We start from the raw sequence: 17,724 nt of genomic DNA, 5'->3' as shown, positions 1-17,724 counted from the left end.
TCTTCGCGTGAACTATCTGATGCGGCGACTGGCGACGTTTCCTCTCGTCCTGCTTGGCGTGTCCATCCTGGTCTTCGTGGCGATCCGGATGGTGCCGGGCGATTCGATCACGGCGATGCTGGGCACCGAGGCCGGCCTGCTGACGCCGGCGCAGCGGGATTCGCTCGCCGCCTATTTCGGCATCGACCAGCCCTGGTTCGTCCAGTACTGGCGCTGGATCGGTGGCATCCTGCACGGCAATTTCGGCATCTCCGTAACCTATGGCAGGCCGGTTCTCGACGTCATCCTAGAGCGCTTTCCGCTGACGCTGGAACTGGCTCTCCTGTCGATGATCATCGCGCTGGCCGTCGGCATGCCGGCGGGTATCTACGCGGCCACGCATAGCGAAAAACCGTCCGATCTCGGGGTCCGCGTCGTCGCCATGGTCGGCCAGTCGACGCCGAGCTTCGTGCTTGGCCTGCTGATCATCTATACGCTGTCGGCTGGCTTCGGCGTGCTGCCGGCGATGGGCGAATTCGCGCCGCTCTGGCAGGACCCCTTGCGCAATCTCAGCCAACTGATCCTGCCCGCCATCACGCTCGGTTTCGCCTTCGCAGCGTCGGTCACCCGCATAGCGCGCTCGGCGATGCTCGACGTGCTGAGCGACGACTATGTGCGCACCGCCCGCAGCAAGGGCGCGTCGGCGCGCAGCGTCATCTGGCGCCATGCTTTGCCCAATGCGCTGATCCCGGTGGTGACGCTGAGCGGCATCGAGTTCGGCTACCTGCTGGGCGGCGCCGTCATCGTCGAGCAGATCTACGCGCTGCCGGGGCTCGGACGCATGGTGCTCGATGCGATCCTGCAGCGCGACTATGCGCTGGTGCAGGGCAGCGTGCTGTTCATCGCCTTCAACTTCATGATCGTCAATCTCCTGGTCGACCTCGCCTATGTCGGGCTCGATCCGCGCATCCGGCTGGGAGAACAGTGATGCGCATCCTGCGCGCCATTTTCGGCCACGGCAGCGGCCGCATCGGCGGCATCATCGTCGGGCTCTATCTCATGCTTGCCATCCTCGGCCTGCTCGGGCTGACGCCGCACAATCCGATCACGCAGTACCGGATCGACCGGCTGCACGCGCCCAACGGCGCCTACTGGATGGGCACCGACCTTTTCGGCCGTGACGTGGCGAGCCGGCTGATGGCGGGCATCGGCCAGTCGTTCACGGTCGCCTTCTTCTCGGTCGCCTTCGCCACCCTTGCCGGCACGGTGCTGGGGCTCGCCGCCGCCTGGCTCGGACGCCGCTGGGACGGCGTGGTGATGCGGATCATGGATGTGCTGCTTGCCTTCCCGGCGATCCTTCTGGCGCTGCTCATCGTTACGGTGGCCGGCCCTGGCACATGGACCAGCGTCATCGCCATCGGCATCGTCTACACGCCGATCTTCACGCGGGTGGTGCGCGGCCCTGCTCTATCGCTCAAGGCACGCGAATTCGTCGACGCCGCGCGCACCTTCGGCAGCAGTTCGTTCTACATTGTCACGCGGCACCTGCTGCTCAACCTGGTGGCGCCGTTGACCGTGCAAGTGACGCTGGCGCTGGCCTGGGCGCTGCTCACGGAAGCCGGCCTGAGCTTTCTGGGGCTCGGCACGCAGCCGCCCGCCGCCTCGCTCGGCCTGATGCTGAGCGACAGCCGCAATCTGATGGAAACCGCGCCCTGGCTGATGATCTTCCCGGGGCTGACGATCATGATCAGCATCCTCGGTTTCAACCTGCTTGGGGACGCCCTGCGCGACATCCTTGATCCGAAGATGCGGAGGGCGCCGGCATGACCCCGCTACTGTCCGTTTCGGACCTGCGCGTCGGCTTCGGCCGCAATCCGCACGCCAATGAAGTGGTGCGCGGCGTCAGCTTCGATCTCGCCGATGGCGAAACACTTGCCATTGTCGGCGAAAGCGGCTCGGGCAAATCCGTCACTGCATTGTCGATCAACCGCCTCATCGATTTCGGCGGCGGCCGCATTACTGGCGGCTCAATGAAACTGAAGCGGGCCAATGGCAGCCTCTTCGACCTGATGGCCGCCACCGAACCGCAGCTGGTCCGCATTCGAGGCGCCGAGATCGGCATGATCTTCCAGGAGCCGATGACGTCGCTCAACCCGGTTCTGACCATCGGTTCGCAGATCGAGGAATCGTTTCGCCTGCATCGCGGGCTGACCGGCAGGCAGGCCACGGCGGCAGCCAAGGATGCGCTCGACCGCGTGCGCATCCCCGATGCAGCACGGCGGCTGAAATATACGCCCAACCAGTTGTCGGGCGGCATGCTGCAGCGGGTGATGATCGCCATTGCGCTCGCCTGCAATCCGCGCCTGCTGATCGCCGACGAGCCGACGACCGCGCTCGATGTCACCGTGCAGGCGCAGATCATGGCGCTGCTTGCCGAACTGAAACAGGAAAGCGGCATGTCGATGATCTTCATCACCCACGATATCGGCCTGGTTGCCGGGATCGCCGACAAGGTGATGGTGATGCAGAACGGGCAGGCTGTGGAGCAAGGTGAGCTGAACCAGATCCTCGACAACCCACAGCACCCCTACACGCAGCATCTGCTGCACGCCGTGCCGCATTTCGCCAACGGCCGCGCGACCCGCGCCGACGGGCAGCGCGACAAGGACGTACACGCAGAACCGGCCTTGAAAGTCGACGGTCTCGTGGTGCGGTTTCCGCTCAAGAGCAGTTTCTTCAGCCGCGCGACGGGCGCGGTGCACGCCGTCGACGGCGTCGACTTCGACCTGATGCCAAGCGAGACGCTGGCGATTGTCGGCGAGAGCGGTTCGGGCAAATCGACCACCGCAAAGGCGGTCCTCGGGCTGGTGCGCTCGACGCGTGGCAGCTTCTCGGTCGGTGCTCGGGAAGCCTCGGCGGATCGCAGCGCCAGGCCTGTGCAGATGGTGTTCCAGAACCCCTACGCTTCACTCAACCCGAGGCTAAGCATCGAAAGCATCCTGGCCGAACCTGTGATCGCCACCGGCGGCCCTGTGAATGCCAAAACCCGGACCAGGATGGCGAGCCTGCTGGAACGCGTCGGCCTGCCCAAGAATAGCCTGGAACGCTACCCCCATGAATTCTCCGGCGGCCAGCGGCAAAGGCTGTGCATTGCCCGCGCGCTGATGCTCAACCCTTCCGTGGTCGTTCTCGACGAAGCGGTGTCGGCGCTCGATGTCTCGGTGCAGGCCAAGGTGCTGGAACTGCTGGTCGACCTGCAGCGCGAGTTCGGGCTGGCCTATCTCTTCATCTCGCATGACATGGCGGTCGTCGAACGGATCGCCCACCGCATCGCCGTCATCTATGCCGGCCAGATCGTCGAGATTGGTGACGCGACCTCGGTGCTGTCGCAGCCGCAGCATTCCTATACGAAGAAGCTCATTGCCGCCGTTCCGACGATTGAGCGGCGGCGCGACCATTTCGAACTGGACACACGGCAGGTTCCCTCGCTGGTGCGCCCGCAAGGGTTCGAGCCGGCGCCCGCGAGGTGGGAGCAGTTTGGCGGGGATCATCGAGCGAGGGTTGAGGTGTGATGGGCGGTGTCTTGGGATGTGTGAGGTCGGCGGGACAGCGCCCCCCTCTGGCCTGCCGGCCATCTCCCCCTCAAGGGGGGAGATTGACAGCTTTGAGCTTCCGCCCACCTTCCAACGCAGGAGTTTGGCGAAAGCGATGGCGGCATCCAATCTCCCCCCTTGAGGGGGAGATGCCCGGCAGGGCAGAGGGGGGCGCCAAGGATCGCCAACTTTCGAGTGGAGACTGCCGTTGACCGCCCTCGCCCAGCTCTTCGACCGCGCGTTCGCACCGCTGGAAGCCGCAGTGACCGCCAAGCGCATTCCCGGCGGTGTGCTCGGCATCGTCGAAAGGAATGGCGAGCGCATCATTAGATCGATCGGCGCCGCGCAGCTCATGCCGAAGCAGCGACCGATGCATGTCGAAACCTGGTTCGACCTGGCGTCGCTGACCAAGGTCATCTTCACCACGCCACGCATCCTGGCGCTGGCGGAAGACGGCGTCATCGATCTCGATGCGCCGCTGATCTCGATGCTGCCGGACCTGCGCCAGTATGATGCAGCGGCCTGGGAGCGGAAGGTGACGTTTCGCCAGTGCCTCGGCCACCAGACGCCATTTCCTGCCGTCGAGCCGATCTACACTTACGGTCGCGACCCGGAACTGCTGCGCGCTTTCATCCTGCAGCGCGAATGGCGAGCCCGCGATCCGGTCTATTCCGATATCAATTTCATCCTGCTCGGCTTTGTGCTCGAGCGGCTGTCGGGCAAGACCATCCGAGATATGGATCCCGGCTCCGGATTCGCCTGGTCCGCCGAACCGGATTCCGCCGCCGCGACCGAGGACTGCACCTGGCGCCATCGCGTGCTGTCGGGCGAGGTCCACGACGACAATTGCTCGGCGCTGCAAGGGGCCGGTCATGCCGGCCTGTTCGGAACGGCGGCTTCGGTGCTCGACTTCGCACAAGGCTTGCTGAATGGCGGTGGCGCGTCCGAACGTTCTATCACATTGATGCGCACACCCCTGTCCGCCACCCGCACCCATGGCTGGGAACTCCCTTATGAGGGTTGGTCCGGCGGGGCCTTGTGCAGCCCGGGCACTATCGGCCACACCGGCTTTACCGGCACCGGCCTATGGATCGACTTCGACAGGGGCACGACATGGACCTTGCTCACCAACCGGATCCATCCGACACGTCATTTCGATAGCGGCATCGTTTCGCTGCGCCAGGCGGTCGGCGATCTCGTCAATGGATTTTAGGAGCTAGATGATGGAACCAATCTGGGCCGTTGGCCTGATGACCGGCACCGTGCTTGACGGCAACATCGATGTCGCGCTGATCAAGACCGATGGCGAGCGGATCGATGATTTCGGCACGTACCGGCTGATGCCCTATCCCGCGTCGATCCGCTCCCTGCTGGAAGAGACGCTGACAGAGGCGCGGGCCTGGAATTTTGTCGGACCGGAGCCGGCAATCTTCCGCAAGGCGGAGGAAGCGCTGACGCGGGCGCAGTCGGCGGCGGTTAGGGAATTGGTCGAAGGCTATGGCATGACGATGGCCGATATCGGCGTCATCGGCTTCCACGGCCAGACGGTGCTGCACCGCGCGCCGCAGGTCGGACGGCTCGGCCAGACCCGGCAGCTCGGTGACGGCGAACTGATGCACGCCCTGCTGGGGACCAAGGTTGCCTATGATTTCCGCTCGGCCGACATGCGCGCCGGCGGGCAAGGCGCACCCTTGGCCGCTGCCTATCACACCGCGCTGATGCGCAGCGCCGGCGCCAGCGGCGAGGTGGCCGTGCTCAATCTCGGCGGCGTCGCCAACATCACCTGGTGGGATGGCGCCGACAATGTCGTCGCCTTCGACACCGGCCCGGCAAACGCGCCGCTCAACGATTTCATCAAGTCGAAGGGGCTCGGCGAAATGGATCGTGACGGCGCGCTTGGCAGCGCGGGAACGGTCGACGAAGCCCGGCTCGCCAAGCTGCTGCAGCACCCTTATCTAACCAAGCCCTATCCCAAATCGCTGGACCGCTTCGACTTCGGCGCCGCCATGGCGGACGGGCTGAATGCCGAGGACGGCGCGGCCCTGCTCACCGCCTTCACCGCCGCCGCCGTCGGCAAGGCGCTCGACCTCTTGCCAAGCCGGCCGAAAAAGCTGGTGGTCAGCGGTGGCGGCCGCCACAACCCGACGATGATGGCAATGCTCGCCAGCCGCGCCGGCGTCGAGGTGGTGCAGGCCGAAAGCCTGGGATGGAGCGGCGACGCTGTCGAGGCCGAGTGTTTCGCCTTCCTCGCGGTGCGCGTGTTGCGCGGCCTGCCGATCAGTTTTCCAAGCACCACCGGCGCGCCGCAGCCGATGCGTGGCGGGCGGTTGGCTGGCTGATCACCTACCAGCCAACCTCTTCTGCAGGAAGATGCGGCTGCGGCCGACCGGGAAATCGGCCAGCGTGCCGAAGGGCTGGTAGCCCTGACGCTGATAGACCTTGGCGGCGTTCGGATTGAAGGTATCGATCCAGGCATTGTTGCAGCCGCGTGCCATGGCTTCCTGTTCTGCCGCGTCCAGCATCCTGCCGGCCATGTGCTGGCCGCGCAGCCTTTCGTCGACCCACAGCCACTGCACATAAAGCCAGCCCCAGGCGGTGTAGCCCGAAATGCCGGCGACGACCGCGCCTTCCTCATCACGCACGAACACCGCCAGGGCTTTCCTTTCGGAAGCGCCGACATCCCCGTCGTTGAACGCCGCCAGGCGCTCGCCGAGAAAGGCGAGTTCTTCCGGCGGGGGGTTTGCCGTTGTTTCGAGTGTCGTTTTCATGGCTCTTTCCGGAATGTGCAACTGGGCAGGAATGAAGCGTTATGAAGCGCAGCGTCCTTGCGTAACTCTATGTCTGCTCTCGAACAGGGTGCGAATCCGGATCGCCGCCGTTGCGGAAGTCGGACGCGGCGATGCCGTGGCGCTTGAGCTTGTCGTAGAACGTCTTGCGCGGCACGCCGAGCGCGTCGATGGCGCCGCGCACATCGCCACCATGGTCGCGCAGCGCATCACGAATGAGTTGTGCTTCGTAATGGCCCACACGTTCGGGCAGCGAGGCCGCTGGTTCGGACGATTGCGGGGAAAGCGCCCTCGTTTCTTCGTCCGGGCCGAGACCGAGCGCGACGCGATCGGCAAAATGGGCGAGTTCGCGCACATTACCCGGCCAGGCATGTGCCTGAAGATGATCGGTCACCGCGGCGTTGACCCTTGCGACAGGCCGGCCGAAACGCTCCGCCGCCTTGCCTAGGAAATGCCCGAACAGCATCGGGATATCGCCGCGCCGCTCGCGCAGCGGCGGAATGCGCAGCGTCACCACGTTGAGACGAAAATAGAGGTCCTCACGAAAATCACCGCGCTGGTCTGGCCGGCCGAGATCGATCTTCGTCGCCGCCACGACTCTGAGGTCGATGCGCCTGACATCATTCGAGCCGAGCGGGGTGAGGCTGCGTGTCTCCAACACCCGCAGCAGCTTGACCTGCAGGGCCGGCGGCATGGATTCGATCTCGTCGAGAAACAGCGTACCGCCGCTGGAATGCTCGATGCGGCCGATCCGCCGCCGCTGCGCGCCGGTAAAGGCGCCCGCCTCATGGCCGAACAGCTCGCTTTCAATGACGGTCTCGGGGAGAGCGCCGCAGTTCAGCGCCACGAAAGGTTTCGCCCGGCGCCTGCCCCATCGGTGCAGGAGGTCCGCCACCACTTCCTTGCCGGTCCCGGTCTCTCCTTCCACCAGCACGTCGACATCCATGTCGGCGATCTGCCGCAAGGTTTCGCGCAGGCGCCGGATGGCAGGCGCTTCGCCGATCAGCGGCAGGCCGTCGGCGGCCAGTGCCGCAGCTTCGCGCAGCCGCCGGTTCTCGATCACCAGCCGCCGCTTTTCGCTCGCCCGTCTCAGCGCTTCGACAAGACGATCGCCCGCATAGGGTTTCGGGATGAAGTCGTAGACACCGTCCTTGAGCGCGGCCACAGCAAGATCGACGTCGCCATGCCCGGTGACCAGGATCACCGGTATGTCAGGATCGACCGCCTTGATGCGATCGAACAGCTGCAACCCGTTCATGCCCGGCATGCGGATGTCACTGACGACCACGCCTGCGAAATCCCTGTCGACGACGGCAAGCGTTGCGTCGGCGGCGTCGAGCGCGACCACGGTGAAGCCGGCAAGCTCGAGCAATTGCGTGGTGGCGTGAAGCAGGTCGGCATCGTCGTCGACGAGCGCCACCAGCCCTGTTCCCTCAGTCATTCAATCCGCCTCAAGTCGATGGTGAAGGATGCGCCGGTGCCATTGCCGGGATCGAGCCGCAACGTGCCGCCCAATTCCTGAGCGATCTCCTGCGAAATCACCAGGCCGAGGCCAAGCCCCTTCTCCTTGGTGGTCTGGAACGGCATGAACAGATTGCCGGCCGCTGCCGGATCGAGGCCGGGACCGTTGTCGCGCACCGAAATCAGCACCCGGTCGTCGCGCTCGGCGAGTTCGATCTCGATGCGGGGATCAGGCTGGTCCTTCATGGCGTCGAGAGCATTCTGCAACAGGTTGACCAGGATCTGCTCCAGCCGAATGCGGCTTGCCATCACCATTGGCGAGGCGCTGCCGCGCGGCTTGACGATGGTGACGCCGGAATCGCGAATGCGGCCCGAGAGCAGCGACAGCGCGCCGTCGATCGCCTCGCGCACCGGCAAGGGCGAGGCCGCCGTACCGGGCCGGCGGGCGAAAGTGCGCAGCGTGCTGGTGATCGCGCCGATGCGTTCGGTCATCGAGACGATCGAGGTCAAATTGCCGCTCGCCGGTTCGGTCTTGCCGCTGTCGAGAAAACGTCCGGCATTCTCGGCATAGGTGCGGATCGCGGCGACCGGCTGGTTGATCTCATGCGCCACGCCGGCAGCGATCTGGCCGAGGATCGAGAGGCGGTTGGCCTGTGCGAGATCGTCGCGCAGCCGGCGAACCTTGGCCTCGGCATTTTCACGCTCGGCGATTTCGCCCGCGAGTGCCGTGTTGGAGCGCGTCAGCTCCGCCGTTCGGGCACTGACCCGGCTTTCCAGTTCGGCATTCATCCGCGCCAGCGCCTCCTGCCGCAGCCGGCGTGTGCGGCGGCGCCTTGTGAGCACGTAGGCAAGCAAGCCCGTCAGCAGCAGCCCGAGCAGCGTCGTCAGGCGCGCCGTGTTGGCGGCTGACGAGAGAGCGGCGTCCGCAGGCGTCAGCAGCCAGAGGCGCCAGCCGGGGACGGCAGCGGGCAGATCCTGCACCACCTCGACGAGCTGGCGTGGCTTGCCCGAACTGTCGATCGTCGCCAGTCCGTCGCCGGCACCGCGCCGTATCGGCAGGGGTTCGAAGGCGGCATCGGCCAATTGCAGCCGCTCATGGGCAGCGGCGGTATCTTCGGTGGAGAGTGGCGCCAGCGCATGAAACCGCCATTCGGGCTGGCTGGTGGCCAGCACGACACCGCGTTCGTCGGTGACGAAGACGAGAAAACCGCTGGAGCGCCAATTGGCTTCGACGCCGTCGAGCTCGACCTTCAGCACCACGACCCCCAGCGGCTTGCCGCCATCGTCGACGCGGCTGGCAAGGTAGAGCCCTGCGCGGCCGCTGATCGTTCCGAGGCCATACTGGCTGGCAGCCCCCTTCGCCATCGCTTCCTGGAAATAGTGCCGAAAATTATAGTCTATGCCGACAAAGCTCGTCGGCTCGCCGGCATTGCTGGCTGATATCGCGATGCCCGCGGTGTCGATGACATAGATGGCGGACGCCGAGGCGTCGCCGGCGATCGCCTTGAGCTTGTCGTTGAGGGACGCTTCTTGCATCTTTCCGGCCCGGCGCAGCGCCCCGCGCACCGCATCGTCGCGGGCCAGCACCAATGGCACCAGCCGCTGCTTCTCGATTTCGCCGGTCAGGGTTCCCGCCGCCAGCGGCAAAGCGGCAAGCGCGCTGTCGCGCAGATTGTCCGCCGCCTGGCCGGAGGCGATACGCCCGGCGATGGCGATCGCGCCAGCCAGAACCGCAAGCGCGATGACGACGACGAGCCAGCGGCCACCGCGCAGCAGGCCAACCGTCTCGCGCAGCAATTCACGGCCGACGGTCCCCGCCGTACCGCTATCGGTGCCTGCCTCCGGCGCTGGCCTGTCCATTTGTCCTCACGGCTTCGCCGCCAGTGTAATGCGAAAATCCGCCCAGGCAAACGCTACCAGTGCGGAAATCCGCACAGGTATTTGCCGCATGGCTGCGGACAAAGGCCGAAACCCGGGGAATCCGGCCTTTCCCCGGTCTGGCACAGCGCTTGCAAAAGTCCTGGCTAGCGGCGGGCGACCGGAACGCCGCGATGGGAGAAGTCACGCAGGGCGGGTTCCGTCCATCCGGCCAGGGAGAGTTCGATGCACATCGCAGATCAATCCGGCGCGCTCGCCGCGCCGCGCAAGCCCCTTTATGCCCAACTCTACGTGCAGGTTCTGGTGGCGATCACCATCGGCATCCTGCTCGGACACTATTATCCGTCGATCGGCGAGAGCATGAAACCGCTTGGCGACGCCTTCATCAAGCTGGTCAAGATGATCATCGCCCCGGTGATCTTCCTGACGGTGGCGACCGGCATCGCCGGCATGAGCGACCTGCAGAAGGTCGGCCGCGTCGCCGGCAAGGCAATGCTCTACTTCCTCACCTTCTCGACGCTGGCGCTCATCATCGGCCTTGTCGTGGCCAATGTCGTGCAGCCGGGCGCCGGCTTCAACATCGATCCGGCGACGCTCGACGCCTCGACCGTCAACACCTATGCTGCCAAGGCGCATGACCAGTCGGTCACCGGCTTCCTGATGAACATCATTCCCGGCACGATTGTCGGCGCCTTCGCCGATGGCGACATTCTGCAGGTGCTGTTCTTCTCGGTGCTGTTCGGCATCGCGCTGGCGCTGGTCGGCGACAGGGGCGCACCGGTGCTCAATTTCCTGCAGGCGCTGATGGCGCCGATGTTCAAGCTGGTCAGTGTGCTGATGAAGGCAGCCCCCATTGGCGCGTTCGGCGCCATGGCCTTCACCATCGGCAAATACGGCATCGGCTCGGTCATCAACCTCGCCATGCTGGTCGGCACCTTCTACGCGACGTCGCTGCTGTTCGTGTTCGTCGTGCTGGGTGCCGTCTGCCGCTACAACGGCTTCTCCATCCTGTCGCTGCTTCGCTACATCAAGGAAGAGCTGCTGCTGGTGCTGGGCACGTCCTCGTCGGAAGCAGCGCTTCCCTCGCTGATGGAGAAGATGGAGAAGGCCGGCGCCAAACGCTCGGTGGTCGGGCTGGTCATCCCGACCGGCTATTCCTTCAATCTCGACGGCACCAACATCTACATGACGCTGGCGGCGCTGTTCATCGCGCAGGCGACGAACATCCATCTGTCGATCGGCGACCAGATCCTGCTGCTGCTGGTGGCGATGCTTTCCTCGAAAGGTGCCGCCGGCATCACCGGAGCGGGCTTCATCACCCTTGCCGCGACGCTTTCGGTGGTTCCCTCGGTGCCGGTCGCCGGCATGGCGCTGATCCTCGGTGTCGACCGCTTCATGTCGGAATGCCGGGCGCTGACCAACTTCATCGGCAACGCCGTCGCCACACTGGTCGTCGCGCGCTGGGAAGGCGAACTCGACGAGGCCAAGCTGGCGAGAGCGCTGGCGGGTACGGCCGACGACAGCCTGCCGGCGGATATCGTTCCCGCCGAGTAATCCGAGCGGTCGCATGACAATGCAAAATGGCCGAAGGCATCGCTGCTTCCGGCCATTTTTCATGCGCTGACGATGTCAGGCGGTTTTGCCGAGCGGCGCGAGCACGCCGCGCAGCTTGAGCTCAGCCATTGAAGTCCCTCCTGGCGTCCGGATAGGTGCTTGGACCGACAGGCATGCGCGCCGCCAGCGTGCCGCTATCATCGAACAGGACAAGACTGGCCGCGCCAACCAGCCCGGCGTGGCGGCCGAGCTGGGCCTGGACGACCGGCACGTCGCGATAGGCGCGCATGGCGCGTTGCCGGATGGTCGCCTCGATGACAGGCGCCATCAGGTCCAGGCCATTGGCGATGCCGCCGCCGACAACCAGCACATCGGGCGAATAGAGATGCAAGAGGTTGGTGAAGCCGACGCCCAGCCAGCGCGCCTCCTCCTCGAGCAGGGCCACAGCGAGGTCGTCCTGCAGCCGCGCCGCCTCGACGACGTGGCGGCCGGTGACCTCGGCGTTGGCCGAGAGGCGGCGCAGGGTCGAGCCATCGAAGGCCGATGTCGCGGCATTGGCGCGACGGCCAAGTGCGGTGCCCGAGGCAATGGCCTCGAAGCAGCCGACGACACCGCAGACGCAACGCTCGCCTTCATCGGTGATGGTCATGTGGCCGATTTCGGCGGCAAGGCCGCGACGTCCATGCAGGATGCGTCCGTCGACGACGACGCCGCCGCCGATCCCGGTCGAAACGGTGACGAAGACCAGCGAGCGTGCGCCGTGGCCGGCACCGAAGCGCCATTCGCCGAGCGCCGCCGCGTTGGCGTCGTTCTCCAGCCGCACAGGCAGGCCGAGCCGGCGCTCGAGGATGTCTGCCAGCGGCACGTCCAGCCAGCCGGCGAGCGTCGGCGGTCCGACGGCGATGCCGGCCAGCGGATCGAGCGGTCCCGGCGCACCGACGCCGACACCGACAATGGCGAGGTCCGGCGCCTCGGCATGGACGGTCGCGGCCAGCGCCTCGATCTGGCCGATCACCACATCGGGGCCGGCCTGCGCCTGCGTCGGTACGGCCGCGAAGGCCAGGATCTTGCCGTCGCGGTCGACCAGGGCGGCACGAAGCTCGGTACCGCCAAGATCGATCGCGAGGGCGGCTTCTCTGCTCATGCCGCGACCTTCAAGCCGTGCAGCCAGCCGATGCGGCCGGCGAGATCCTTGTCGCCGAAGGCGAGCGAACCGAGCACCACCGTCTCGGCGCCGGCGGCACGCAGCAGCGGCACGGTCTCATGACGGATGCCGCCGTCGGCGGCCAGCACGACGGCCGCCTCGCGGCCGGCCTCTCGCAGGATGGCGCGGGCAGCGCGCAGCCGGTCGCAGGCTTCCTCCGACAGGCCCTGGCCCTTGACGCCGATCGCGGTTCCAAGAAGCGTGACGAAGGCGACTTCGGAGACGAAAGGCGTCACCTCCTCGACCGGCGTCTCCAGCCTCAGCACGACGCCGGCTTGCGCGCCGAGTTCACGCGCCAGCCGGACGGCGCGCAATCCCGCTTCGCCGTTTTCGGCGTGGACGCTAATCATGTCGGCGCCGGCCTCGATGAACTGCCGTGTCTGTGCTTCGACAATTGCCGCATCGACCATCAGGTGGACGTGGATGGGTCTGGCCGTCAGCCCGGCGATGCGGGCGACGAGATCGGGGAAGAACAGGAAGGACGGCGCGAAATGACCGTCCGCGACGTCGATATGATGCAGATCGACATAGGGTTCGATGCGCCTGAGGTCGCTCTCGAAATTGGCGAGATTGGCCGACCAGAGCGAGAATTCGGCGATCAAGCGATCGCGCGGCAAGGCGGCGATGGCGGCTGGGCCTGACAGGGGCTTTGAGGTCATGATTGGTCCTGATTGTTGAAATTTCTGTCGAGAAAGCCGCCGATCGCGGCGCGGATTTCGGCGAAATGGCGATCCTTGTCGATGGCCTTTGGTGTCACCTCGGTGAAGATCGCGTCGGGGATGGTTTCAGCCAGCTCGCGGGCGGTCACCAAGGGATGGACGAGATCGATGCCGCAGCCGATGACGAGCGTCGGGATGGCAAGCACGCCAGCGGCAGCCCGCGAAATGCCGGGCCCGTCGGCTGCGATCGCCTGCATCACCTCGGCAAAGACAGTCGCGTTTTCACGCTCGAAGAAGCCGAGCAAAGAGGCGAGATTGTCCGGCGCTTGGCGGCGAAAGCGGGCTGCAGTCGCGGAGGATGCGAAGGCTCCGCGCGCCTCATCCGGTGGAAGCCTGCGGATGAGTTCCGCCACGTCAATGTAAGGGCGCATGTTTTGCGGCGCCGCTTCAAAGGCCCAGGCAGGACGCACGAGCACCAAACCAGCTACGCGGTCCGGATGGCGGGCGGCAAGACGCAGCGCGATCGCCGCGCCCATCGAGATGCCGCCGGCGACGAAACGGTCGAGGCCGGCTGCATCGGCGGCGGCAAGCACATCGTCGGCGAACATCTCGATCGAAAAGGGACGCCTGCTGCCGGCACCGGAGCCGCCCTGCGCGCGGCATTCGACGGTGAGCCGGCGGCGTGACGGACCGTCGGGAAAATTCTGCGCCACCTGGGCGGCATCGCCGCCGAGACCATGCTGGAAGACGATGGGAAGCCTGCCCTGCCCCGTGTCGAAGACACGAAGGGCGGCATCGTCACGAAGCATGATCGTCGGTGCGGCGGCCATCAGAGTAGCCTCCGCAGGAAGGTGGCGACGCCCGGGGCCTCGTCGGCGGACAGCCCATGGGTGACGAGCGGTCCGTCGAAGCCCACGGCCTTCAGCCGCGCGACGAAATCGGGAAAATCGACGATGCCTCGTCCTGTCGTGGCAAAGCGGCCGTCACCATACCGGTCCTTGGCGTGCGCCATGGCGATGTGGCCAGCGGTCTCATCGATCGCGGCGGCGACGATGGCGCGCGCCGCATCCGGCGTCGCGTGCTCGAACAGGTTCGCCGGATCGAGCACGATCTTGAGGTGCTTCGAGCCCATGTCGGCGATCAGGCGCGTCGCATCTCCGGCCGAGGTGACGATGTTGGCCTGCTCCGGCTCGATGCCGAGATCGACGCCGGCGTTTTCCGCCAGCGCCAGCGCCTTCGCCATCTCGGCAGCCATGTCTGACCAGGCAGCCGGTGTCGCATTGTCGTGATGATAAGCCCATTGATCGGCGGCATTGCGCGAACCGGTGCAGAGCGTGACCAGCGGAATGTCCAAGGCCGCTGCCGCCTCGATGACGACGCCAAGGCGGCGAAGGCCATCGTCGCGCACGCCCTTGTCGGGATGCGCCATGTTGTAGGTGCCCGACAGCGCGGCGAGCGAAACACCTGATGATCGCGCGGCGGAGCCGATAGCAGCGATGGCATCCGGCGGCACGGCATCGGGCATCGACGGCAGGCCGGCGCAGGCGAGATTGAATTGCGTCGTATCGTATCCAGCCTGCTTCGCCGCATCGAGCACGGCGACCGGGTCGGTACCTGAAAAAGTCTTGGCGAAAATGCCTAGATACATCAGACCGCACCCGAAACCGAGGCGAGTTCGACCCGCTCGCCGGTCTCAACGGAGCGGGCAATCGCCACCATGGCGCGGATCGAGGCGATGCCGTCCTCGACATTGGCGCCGCGCATCGGCGCGGCGTTCAGCACCGTGTCGGCGAGGCCTTCCAGCTGGCGGCGGAAGAAGTGGCCGTCGGCGCCGAGCGGTTTTCGCGAGGTCGCATCCTTCTCATGAAAGATATCGACCTCGCTGGCGCGGAAGTACCAGGGATTGAAGGTCCTGGCTATGACCGAACCGTTCTCGCCATAGAGCTGGAAGCCTTCGTGCCAGTCCATCCGTACGGCGACGGTAAGATCGAGATGACCGAGCGCGCCGCTGGCGAATTCGGTCTCAACGAACCAGCAATAGGCGCCGAAGCGTTCGTTGAGGCGCGCGCGCACGGCAGTGATCTCGCCGCACAGGAAACGCGCCGTGTCGACGAGATGCGAGCCGTGCGCCAGCATGAAATATTGCCTGAGATCGGCCTTCGGATTGCCGGCCGGCTTCTTGGCGAGCTTGCTGGTGACGGGCAGCGGCTGCACGGCGTCGGTGTTGGTGTAGCGATGGGTGGAATCGCAATACCAGGCCTTCAGCGCCAGCACCTCGCCCATCTCGTCGCGGACGAAGTCGCGTGCCGCCTCAAGCGCCGGATCAAAGCGCTTCATGTGTCCGACCTGCAGCACCTTGCCGGAACGCTTGACCGCTTCGGCCAGCTTCTCGCCTTCCTCGACCGAGGTACCGATCGGCTTTTCGCAGAGAACATGCTTGCCGGCGTCGAGCGCCTTGATCGACATCGGCACATGATAGGCGTCCGACGTCGCGACGATCACCGCTTCCAGCTCGGGATCGGCAAGCATCGCGTCATAGTCGGCATACATCCTTTGCGGCTCGTAGGTGGCGCCCATGCGGGCGAGCAGATCGGGGGCCGCGTCGCAAATGGCGTAGAGGTCGGCATTGCCTGATTTCACGCAGGATTCCAGATGCGCGAACTGCGCGATGGGGCCGCAGCCGAGCACGCCGACCCTGAGGCGTCTGTCTTGTTTTCTAATCATCGTCTCGTTCTTCAGGCGCCGTAGCTGCGCATTGTCTGGCGGTTGGTCTTGACCGCGCCGGCGGGATCGGCGGCGGCGGTATCGGATTCCTCTTCGAGCACCAGCCAGCCGTTGAAGCGCGGCGCGGTACTCGCGATCTCGATCACTTGGGCGGTGTCGCAGATGCCCTTGCCCAGCATCGCCCAGGTGCCGTTGGCGTCGACGTCCTTCAAATGGATGTAGCGGATGCGGTCGCGGTAGGTGCGCAGCGTGTCGGCCATGTCCTTGTGGCCGCGCAGTATGTGGCCGGTATCGGGCACCCAGCCGACCAGATCGGGATCGAGCAAAGCAAAGATCTTGTCATAATCAGCGCGGTCGAACAGCAGCGTGTTGTGGTGCGAACTCGGATGCATCGCCACCTTGACGCCGGCCTTGCGTCCGAGTTCGCCGGCTTTGTTATAGACCTCGGCGGCGATGGCGAACTTGTCGTCGCGCGGACCGTCGGACACCACCGTTGCCGAACCCATCGAGACCAGCGCACCGGGGAAGGCGGCGACGAAGTCGATCCAGCGCTTGGCGGTTTCGAGATCGACGCCGATCTGGTCCTTGAGCGTGAAGCCGCTTTTAGAGCCGAAGGCGAAGGACACGAGCGTCAGCCCGGACGACTTCAGGGCGACGGCGAACTCGTCGGGTTTGCCGGCGTAACGCCCGATCATGGTGTCGGTGATCTCGATGCCAGCATAGCCGCCGTCGGCGATCGCCTTCAACAGATCGTCGGGGCCACCGGTCCAGGCGCGGCCCAGCATTTCCCAGGTGAAGGTCTGGCAGCCGACTTTGAGGTCTTTCACGTTCATCCTTTCATTCCTTGATACCGCCTATTCCTTGATGCGCCCTGTATCAGCCCTTCGATGATGTGGCGCTGGAAGAACAGCACCAGCACGATCAGCGGAACGGTGACGACGGCCGCGGCCGCGGCGATGTCGCCTGCCAGCAGATAGGGTCCAATCATCGCTTGCGATGCGCGGGGGCCTGCTCCATCAGTTCTCCGTGGGATGGACATCCTACTTGACCGAGCCCGCGGTCATGCCGGCGAGGAAGTACCTCTGGGCAACGAGGTAGATGAGCAAGAGCGGTAGCGAGCCGAGCACGCTCATCGCCATCATCTGGTTCCATTCGAAGGCGTGCTGCCCCATCAACAGCTGGATGCCGATCGGGACGGTGCGCATGGACGTTGACTTCGTCAGCGTCAGCGCAAAGAGAAATTCGTTCCAGCACAACAGGAAGGTGTAGACCGACGTCGCCACGATACCAGGCAGTGAAATCGGGACGATCACCCGCCAAAGCGCTGTCCAACTGGTGCCGCCATCGACAGCCACGGCTTCATCGAGATCGCGGGGCAAGGTGTTCAGATATCCCGTCATCAGCAGGATTGCGTAGGGCAGTGTAAACACCAGGTAAGTCAGGATCAGTGCGACGTAGGTATCGAAGATACCGTATGAGACGACAAGCCCGAAGAAGGGGATCAAGAGTGTGATCGGCGGAATCGTCTGCGTGCTGATGATGAGTGTGTTCAGGCTGCCCTTGCCGCGGAAGTTGAAGCGGCTGAACCCGTAGGCCGCCAGCAAGGCGATCAGCACTGTTAGCACGGTCACCGCTCCCGCCACGAAATAGCTGTTGAAGAAGAAGCGCAGCTTTACCGGGTCGCCAAGGATGGCTGCATACGCTTCCAGCGTGAAGGCCTTTGGCAGGATGGTTGGTGGCAGGGCAAAGATTTCGGTATTCGATTTGAACGAACTGCTCAGCATCCAGTAGATCGGGAATGCCGCGAAAAAGAGCCCCGCTGCAAGCGCTGCGTGGAGCGCGACGGTGATCAGCCTGTCTTTCGGCGTATGCCTTTTCCTCATGGT

At 65.1% G+C, this 17,724-nt stretch carries 17 protein-coding genes; 6 read left to right on the top strand and 11 right to left on the bottom strand.

Annotated features, from left to right (window positions below):
* Window positions 1-7 precede the first annotated feature (7 nt).
* From JT360_RS09725 to JT360_RS09705, 5 genes are all read left to right on the top strand, one after another.
* Window positions 8-967 carry an ABC transporter permease gene (locus tag JT360_RS09725; protein WP_214471305.1) on the top strand — a complete coding sequence of 320 codons (960 nt, stop codon included), beginning with the start codon at window positions 8-10 and terminating at the stop codon, window positions 965-967.
* Window positions 967-1,806 (top strand): ABC transporter permease, encoded by an 840-nt coding sequence (locus tag JT360_RS09720; protein ID WP_214471304.1) that lies wholly within the window; start codon window positions 967-969, stop codon window positions 1,804-1,806. Before JT360_RS09725 ends, JT360_RS09720 begins: the two co-directional genes overlap by 1 nt.
* Window positions 1,803-3,551: an ABC transporter ATP-binding protein gene (locus JT360_RS09715; protein WP_214471303.1), complete on the top strand. Its 1,749-nt coding sequence runs from the start codon at window positions 1,803-1,805 to the stop codon at window positions 3,549-3,551. Before JT360_RS09720 ends, JT360_RS09715 begins: the two co-directional genes overlap by 4 nt.
* A 229-nt stretch (window positions 3,552-3,780) precedes the next feature.
* A complete protein-coding gene (locus JT360_RS09710) occupies window positions 3,781-4,785 on the top strand; it encodes a serine hydrolase domain-containing protein (protein ID WP_214471302.1) in 1,005 nt (334 codons plus the stop codon).
* A 10-nt stretch (window positions 4,786-4,795) separates the two neighbouring features.
* Window positions 4,796-5,911, top strand: a complete 1,116-nt coding sequence (locus tag JT360_RS09705; protein ID WP_214471301.1) for an anhydro-N-acetylmuramic acid kinase — start codon at window positions 4,796-4,798, stop codon at window positions 5,909-5,911.
* Here JT360_RS09705 and JT360_RS09700 read toward each other — a convergent pair whose 3' ends face one another.
* The 3 genes from JT360_RS09700 to JT360_RS09690 form a co-directional block, all read right to left on the bottom strand.
* A complete protein-coding gene (locus JT360_RS09700) occupies window positions 5,912-6,340 on the bottom strand; it encodes a GNAT family N-acetyltransferase (protein WP_214471300.1) in 429 nt (142 codons plus the stop codon). It lies immediately after the preceding gene.
* Between the two features lie 67 nt (window positions 6,341-6,407).
* Entirely contained in the window at window positions 6,408-7,799 is a 1,392-nt protein-coding gene (locus tag JT360_RS09695; RefSeq protein ID WP_214471299.1) for a sigma-54-dependent transcriptional regulator, read from the bottom strand.
* Window positions 7,796-9,679, bottom strand: coding sequence for a sensor histidine kinase (locus tag JT360_RS09690; RefSeq protein ID WP_250888692.1), 1,884 nt, complete (start codon window positions 9,677-9,679; stop codon window positions 7,796-7,798). The genes JT360_RS09695 and JT360_RS09690 overlap by 4 nt, the downstream gene beginning before the upstream one ends.
* A gap of 243 nt (window positions 9,680-9,922) precedes the next feature.
* Here JT360_RS09690 and JT360_RS09685 point away from each other — a divergent pair, with 243 nt between their 5' ends.
* Entirely contained in the window at window positions 9,923-11,251 is a 1,329-nt protein-coding gene (locus JT360_RS09685; protein WP_214471298.1) for a dicarboxylate/amino acid:cation symporter, read from the top strand.
* A 121-nt stretch (window positions 11,252-11,372) separates the two neighbouring features.
* Here JT360_RS09685 and JT360_RS09680 read toward each other — a convergent pair whose 3' ends face one another.
* The 8 genes from JT360_RS09680 to JT360_RS09645 are packed head-to-tail and all read right to left on the bottom strand — an operon-like array spanning window position 11,373 to window position 17,721.
* On the bottom strand, window positions 11,373-12,395 hold the full coding sequence (locus tag JT360_RS09680; RefSeq protein WP_214471297.1) for an ROK family protein: 1,023 nt from the start codon (window positions 12,393-12,395) through the stop codon (window positions 11,373-11,375).
* Complete coding sequence (locus JT360_RS09675; protein ID WP_214471296.1) at window positions 12,392-13,114, bottom strand: ribulose-phosphate 3-epimerase; 723 nt, start codon at window positions 13,112-13,114, stop codon at window positions 12,392-12,394. The genes JT360_RS09680 and JT360_RS09675 overlap by 4 nt, the downstream gene beginning before the upstream one ends.
* On the bottom strand, window positions 13,111-13,944 hold the full coding sequence (locus JT360_RS09670) for an alpha/beta fold hydrolase (protein ID WP_214471295.1): 834 nt from the start codon (window positions 13,942-13,944) through the stop codon (window positions 13,111-13,113). Before JT360_RS09670 ends, JT360_RS09675 begins: the two co-directional genes overlap by 4 nt.
* A complete protein-coding gene (locus JT360_RS09665; protein ID WP_214471294.1) occupies window positions 13,944-14,762 on the bottom strand; it encodes a sugar phosphate isomerase/epimerase family protein in 819 nt (272 codons plus the stop codon). Before JT360_RS09665 ends, JT360_RS09670 begins: the two co-directional genes overlap by 1 nt.
* Window positions 14,762-15,838, bottom strand: a complete 1,077-nt coding sequence (locus tag JT360_RS09660) for a Gfo/Idh/MocA family protein (protein ID WP_214471293.1) — start codon at window positions 15,836-15,838, stop codon at window positions 14,762-14,764. Before JT360_RS09660 ends, JT360_RS09665 begins: the two co-directional genes overlap by 1 nt.
* 11 nt (window positions 15,839-15,849) lie before the next feature.
* Window positions 15,850-16,671 carry a sugar phosphate isomerase/epimerase family protein gene (locus JT360_RS09655; RefSeq protein WP_214471292.1) on the bottom strand — a complete coding sequence of 274 codons (822 nt, stop codon included), beginning with the start codon at window positions 16,669-16,671 and terminating at the stop codon, window positions 15,850-15,852.
* Window positions 16,668-16,826: a hypothetical protein gene (locus JT360_RS09650; RefSeq protein ID WP_214471401.1), complete on the bottom strand. Its 159-nt coding sequence runs from the start codon at window positions 16,824-16,826 to the stop codon at window positions 16,668-16,670. The genes JT360_RS09655 and JT360_RS09650 overlap by 4 nt, the downstream gene beginning before the upstream one ends.
* Before the next feature lie 52 nt (window positions 16,827-16,878).
* Window positions 16,879-17,721, bottom strand: a complete 843-nt coding sequence (locus JT360_RS09645) for a carbohydrate ABC transporter permease (RefSeq protein ID WP_214471291.1) — start codon at window positions 17,719-17,721, stop codon at window positions 16,879-16,881.
* Window positions 17,722-17,724: the final 3 nt, after the last annotated feature.

This window comes from Mesorhizobium sp. dw_380 (assembly GCF_018588885.1).
In the GTDB taxonomy this organism is placed as follows: domain Bacteria; phylum Pseudomonadota; class Alphaproteobacteria; order Rhizobiales; family Rhizobiaceae; genus Mesorhizobium.
Note: the sequence above shows the minus strand (reverse complement) of the source record. Positions and strands in the feature narration are given on the sequence as shown.

Coding starts and splice junctions, on each gene's coding strand:
- JT360_RS09720 (WP_214471304.1), top strand. CDS start 967: ATGCGCATCCTGCGCGCCATTTTCGGCCACGGCAGCGGCCGCATCGGC.
- JT360_RS09715 (WP_214471303.1), top strand. CDS start 1,803: ATGACCCCGCTACTGTCCGTTTCGGACCTGCGCGTCGGCTTCGGCCGC.
- JT360_RS09705 (WP_214471301.1), top strand. CDS start 4,796: ATGGAACCAATCTGGGCCGTTGGCCTGATGACCGGCACCGTGCTTGAC.
- JT360_RS09700 (WP_214471300.1), bottom strand. CDS start 6,340: ATGAAAACGACACTCGAAACAACGGCAAACCCCCCGCCGGAAGAACTC.
- JT360_RS09695 (WP_214471299.1), bottom strand. CDS start 7,799: ATGACTGAGGGAACAGGGCTGGTGGCGCTCGTCGACGACGATGCCGAC.
- JT360_RS09690 (WP_250888692.1), bottom strand. CDS start 9,679: ATGGACAGGCCAGCGCCGGAGGCAGGCACCGATAGCGGTACGGCGGGG.
- JT360_RS09685 (WP_214471298.1), top strand. CDS start 9,923: ATGCACATCGCAGATCAATCCGGCGCGCTCGCCGCGCCGCGCAAGCCC.
- JT360_RS09680 (WP_214471297.1), bottom strand. CDS start 12,395: ATGAGCAGAGAAGCCGCCCTCGCGATCGATCTTGGCGGTACCGAGCTT.
- JT360_RS09675 (WP_214471296.1), bottom strand. CDS start 13,114: ATGACCTCAAAGCCCCTGTCAGGCCCAGCCGCCATCGCCGCCTTGCCG.
- JT360_RS09670 (WP_214471295.1), bottom strand. CDS start 13,944: ATGGCCGCCGCACCGACGATCATGCTTCGTGACGATGCCGCCCTTCGT.
- JT360_RS09665 (WP_214471294.1), bottom strand. CDS start 14,762: ATGTATCTAGGCATTTTCGCCAAGACTTTTTCAGGTACCGACCCGGTC.
- JT360_RS09660 (WP_214471293.1), bottom strand. CDS start 15,838: ATGATTAGAAAACAAGACAGACGCCTCAGGGTCGGCGTGCTCGGCTGC.
- JT360_RS09655 (WP_214471292.1), bottom strand. CDS start 16,671: ATGAACGTGAAAGACCTCAAAGTCGGCTGCCAGACCTTCACCTGGGAA.
- JT360_RS09650 (WP_214471401.1), bottom strand. CDS start 16,826: ATGATTGGACCCTATCTGCTGGCAGGCGACATCGCCGCGGCCGCGGCC.
- JT360_RS09645 (WP_214471291.1), bottom strand. CDS start 17,721: ATGAGGAAAAGGCATACGCCGAAAGACAGGCTGATCACCGTCGCGCTC.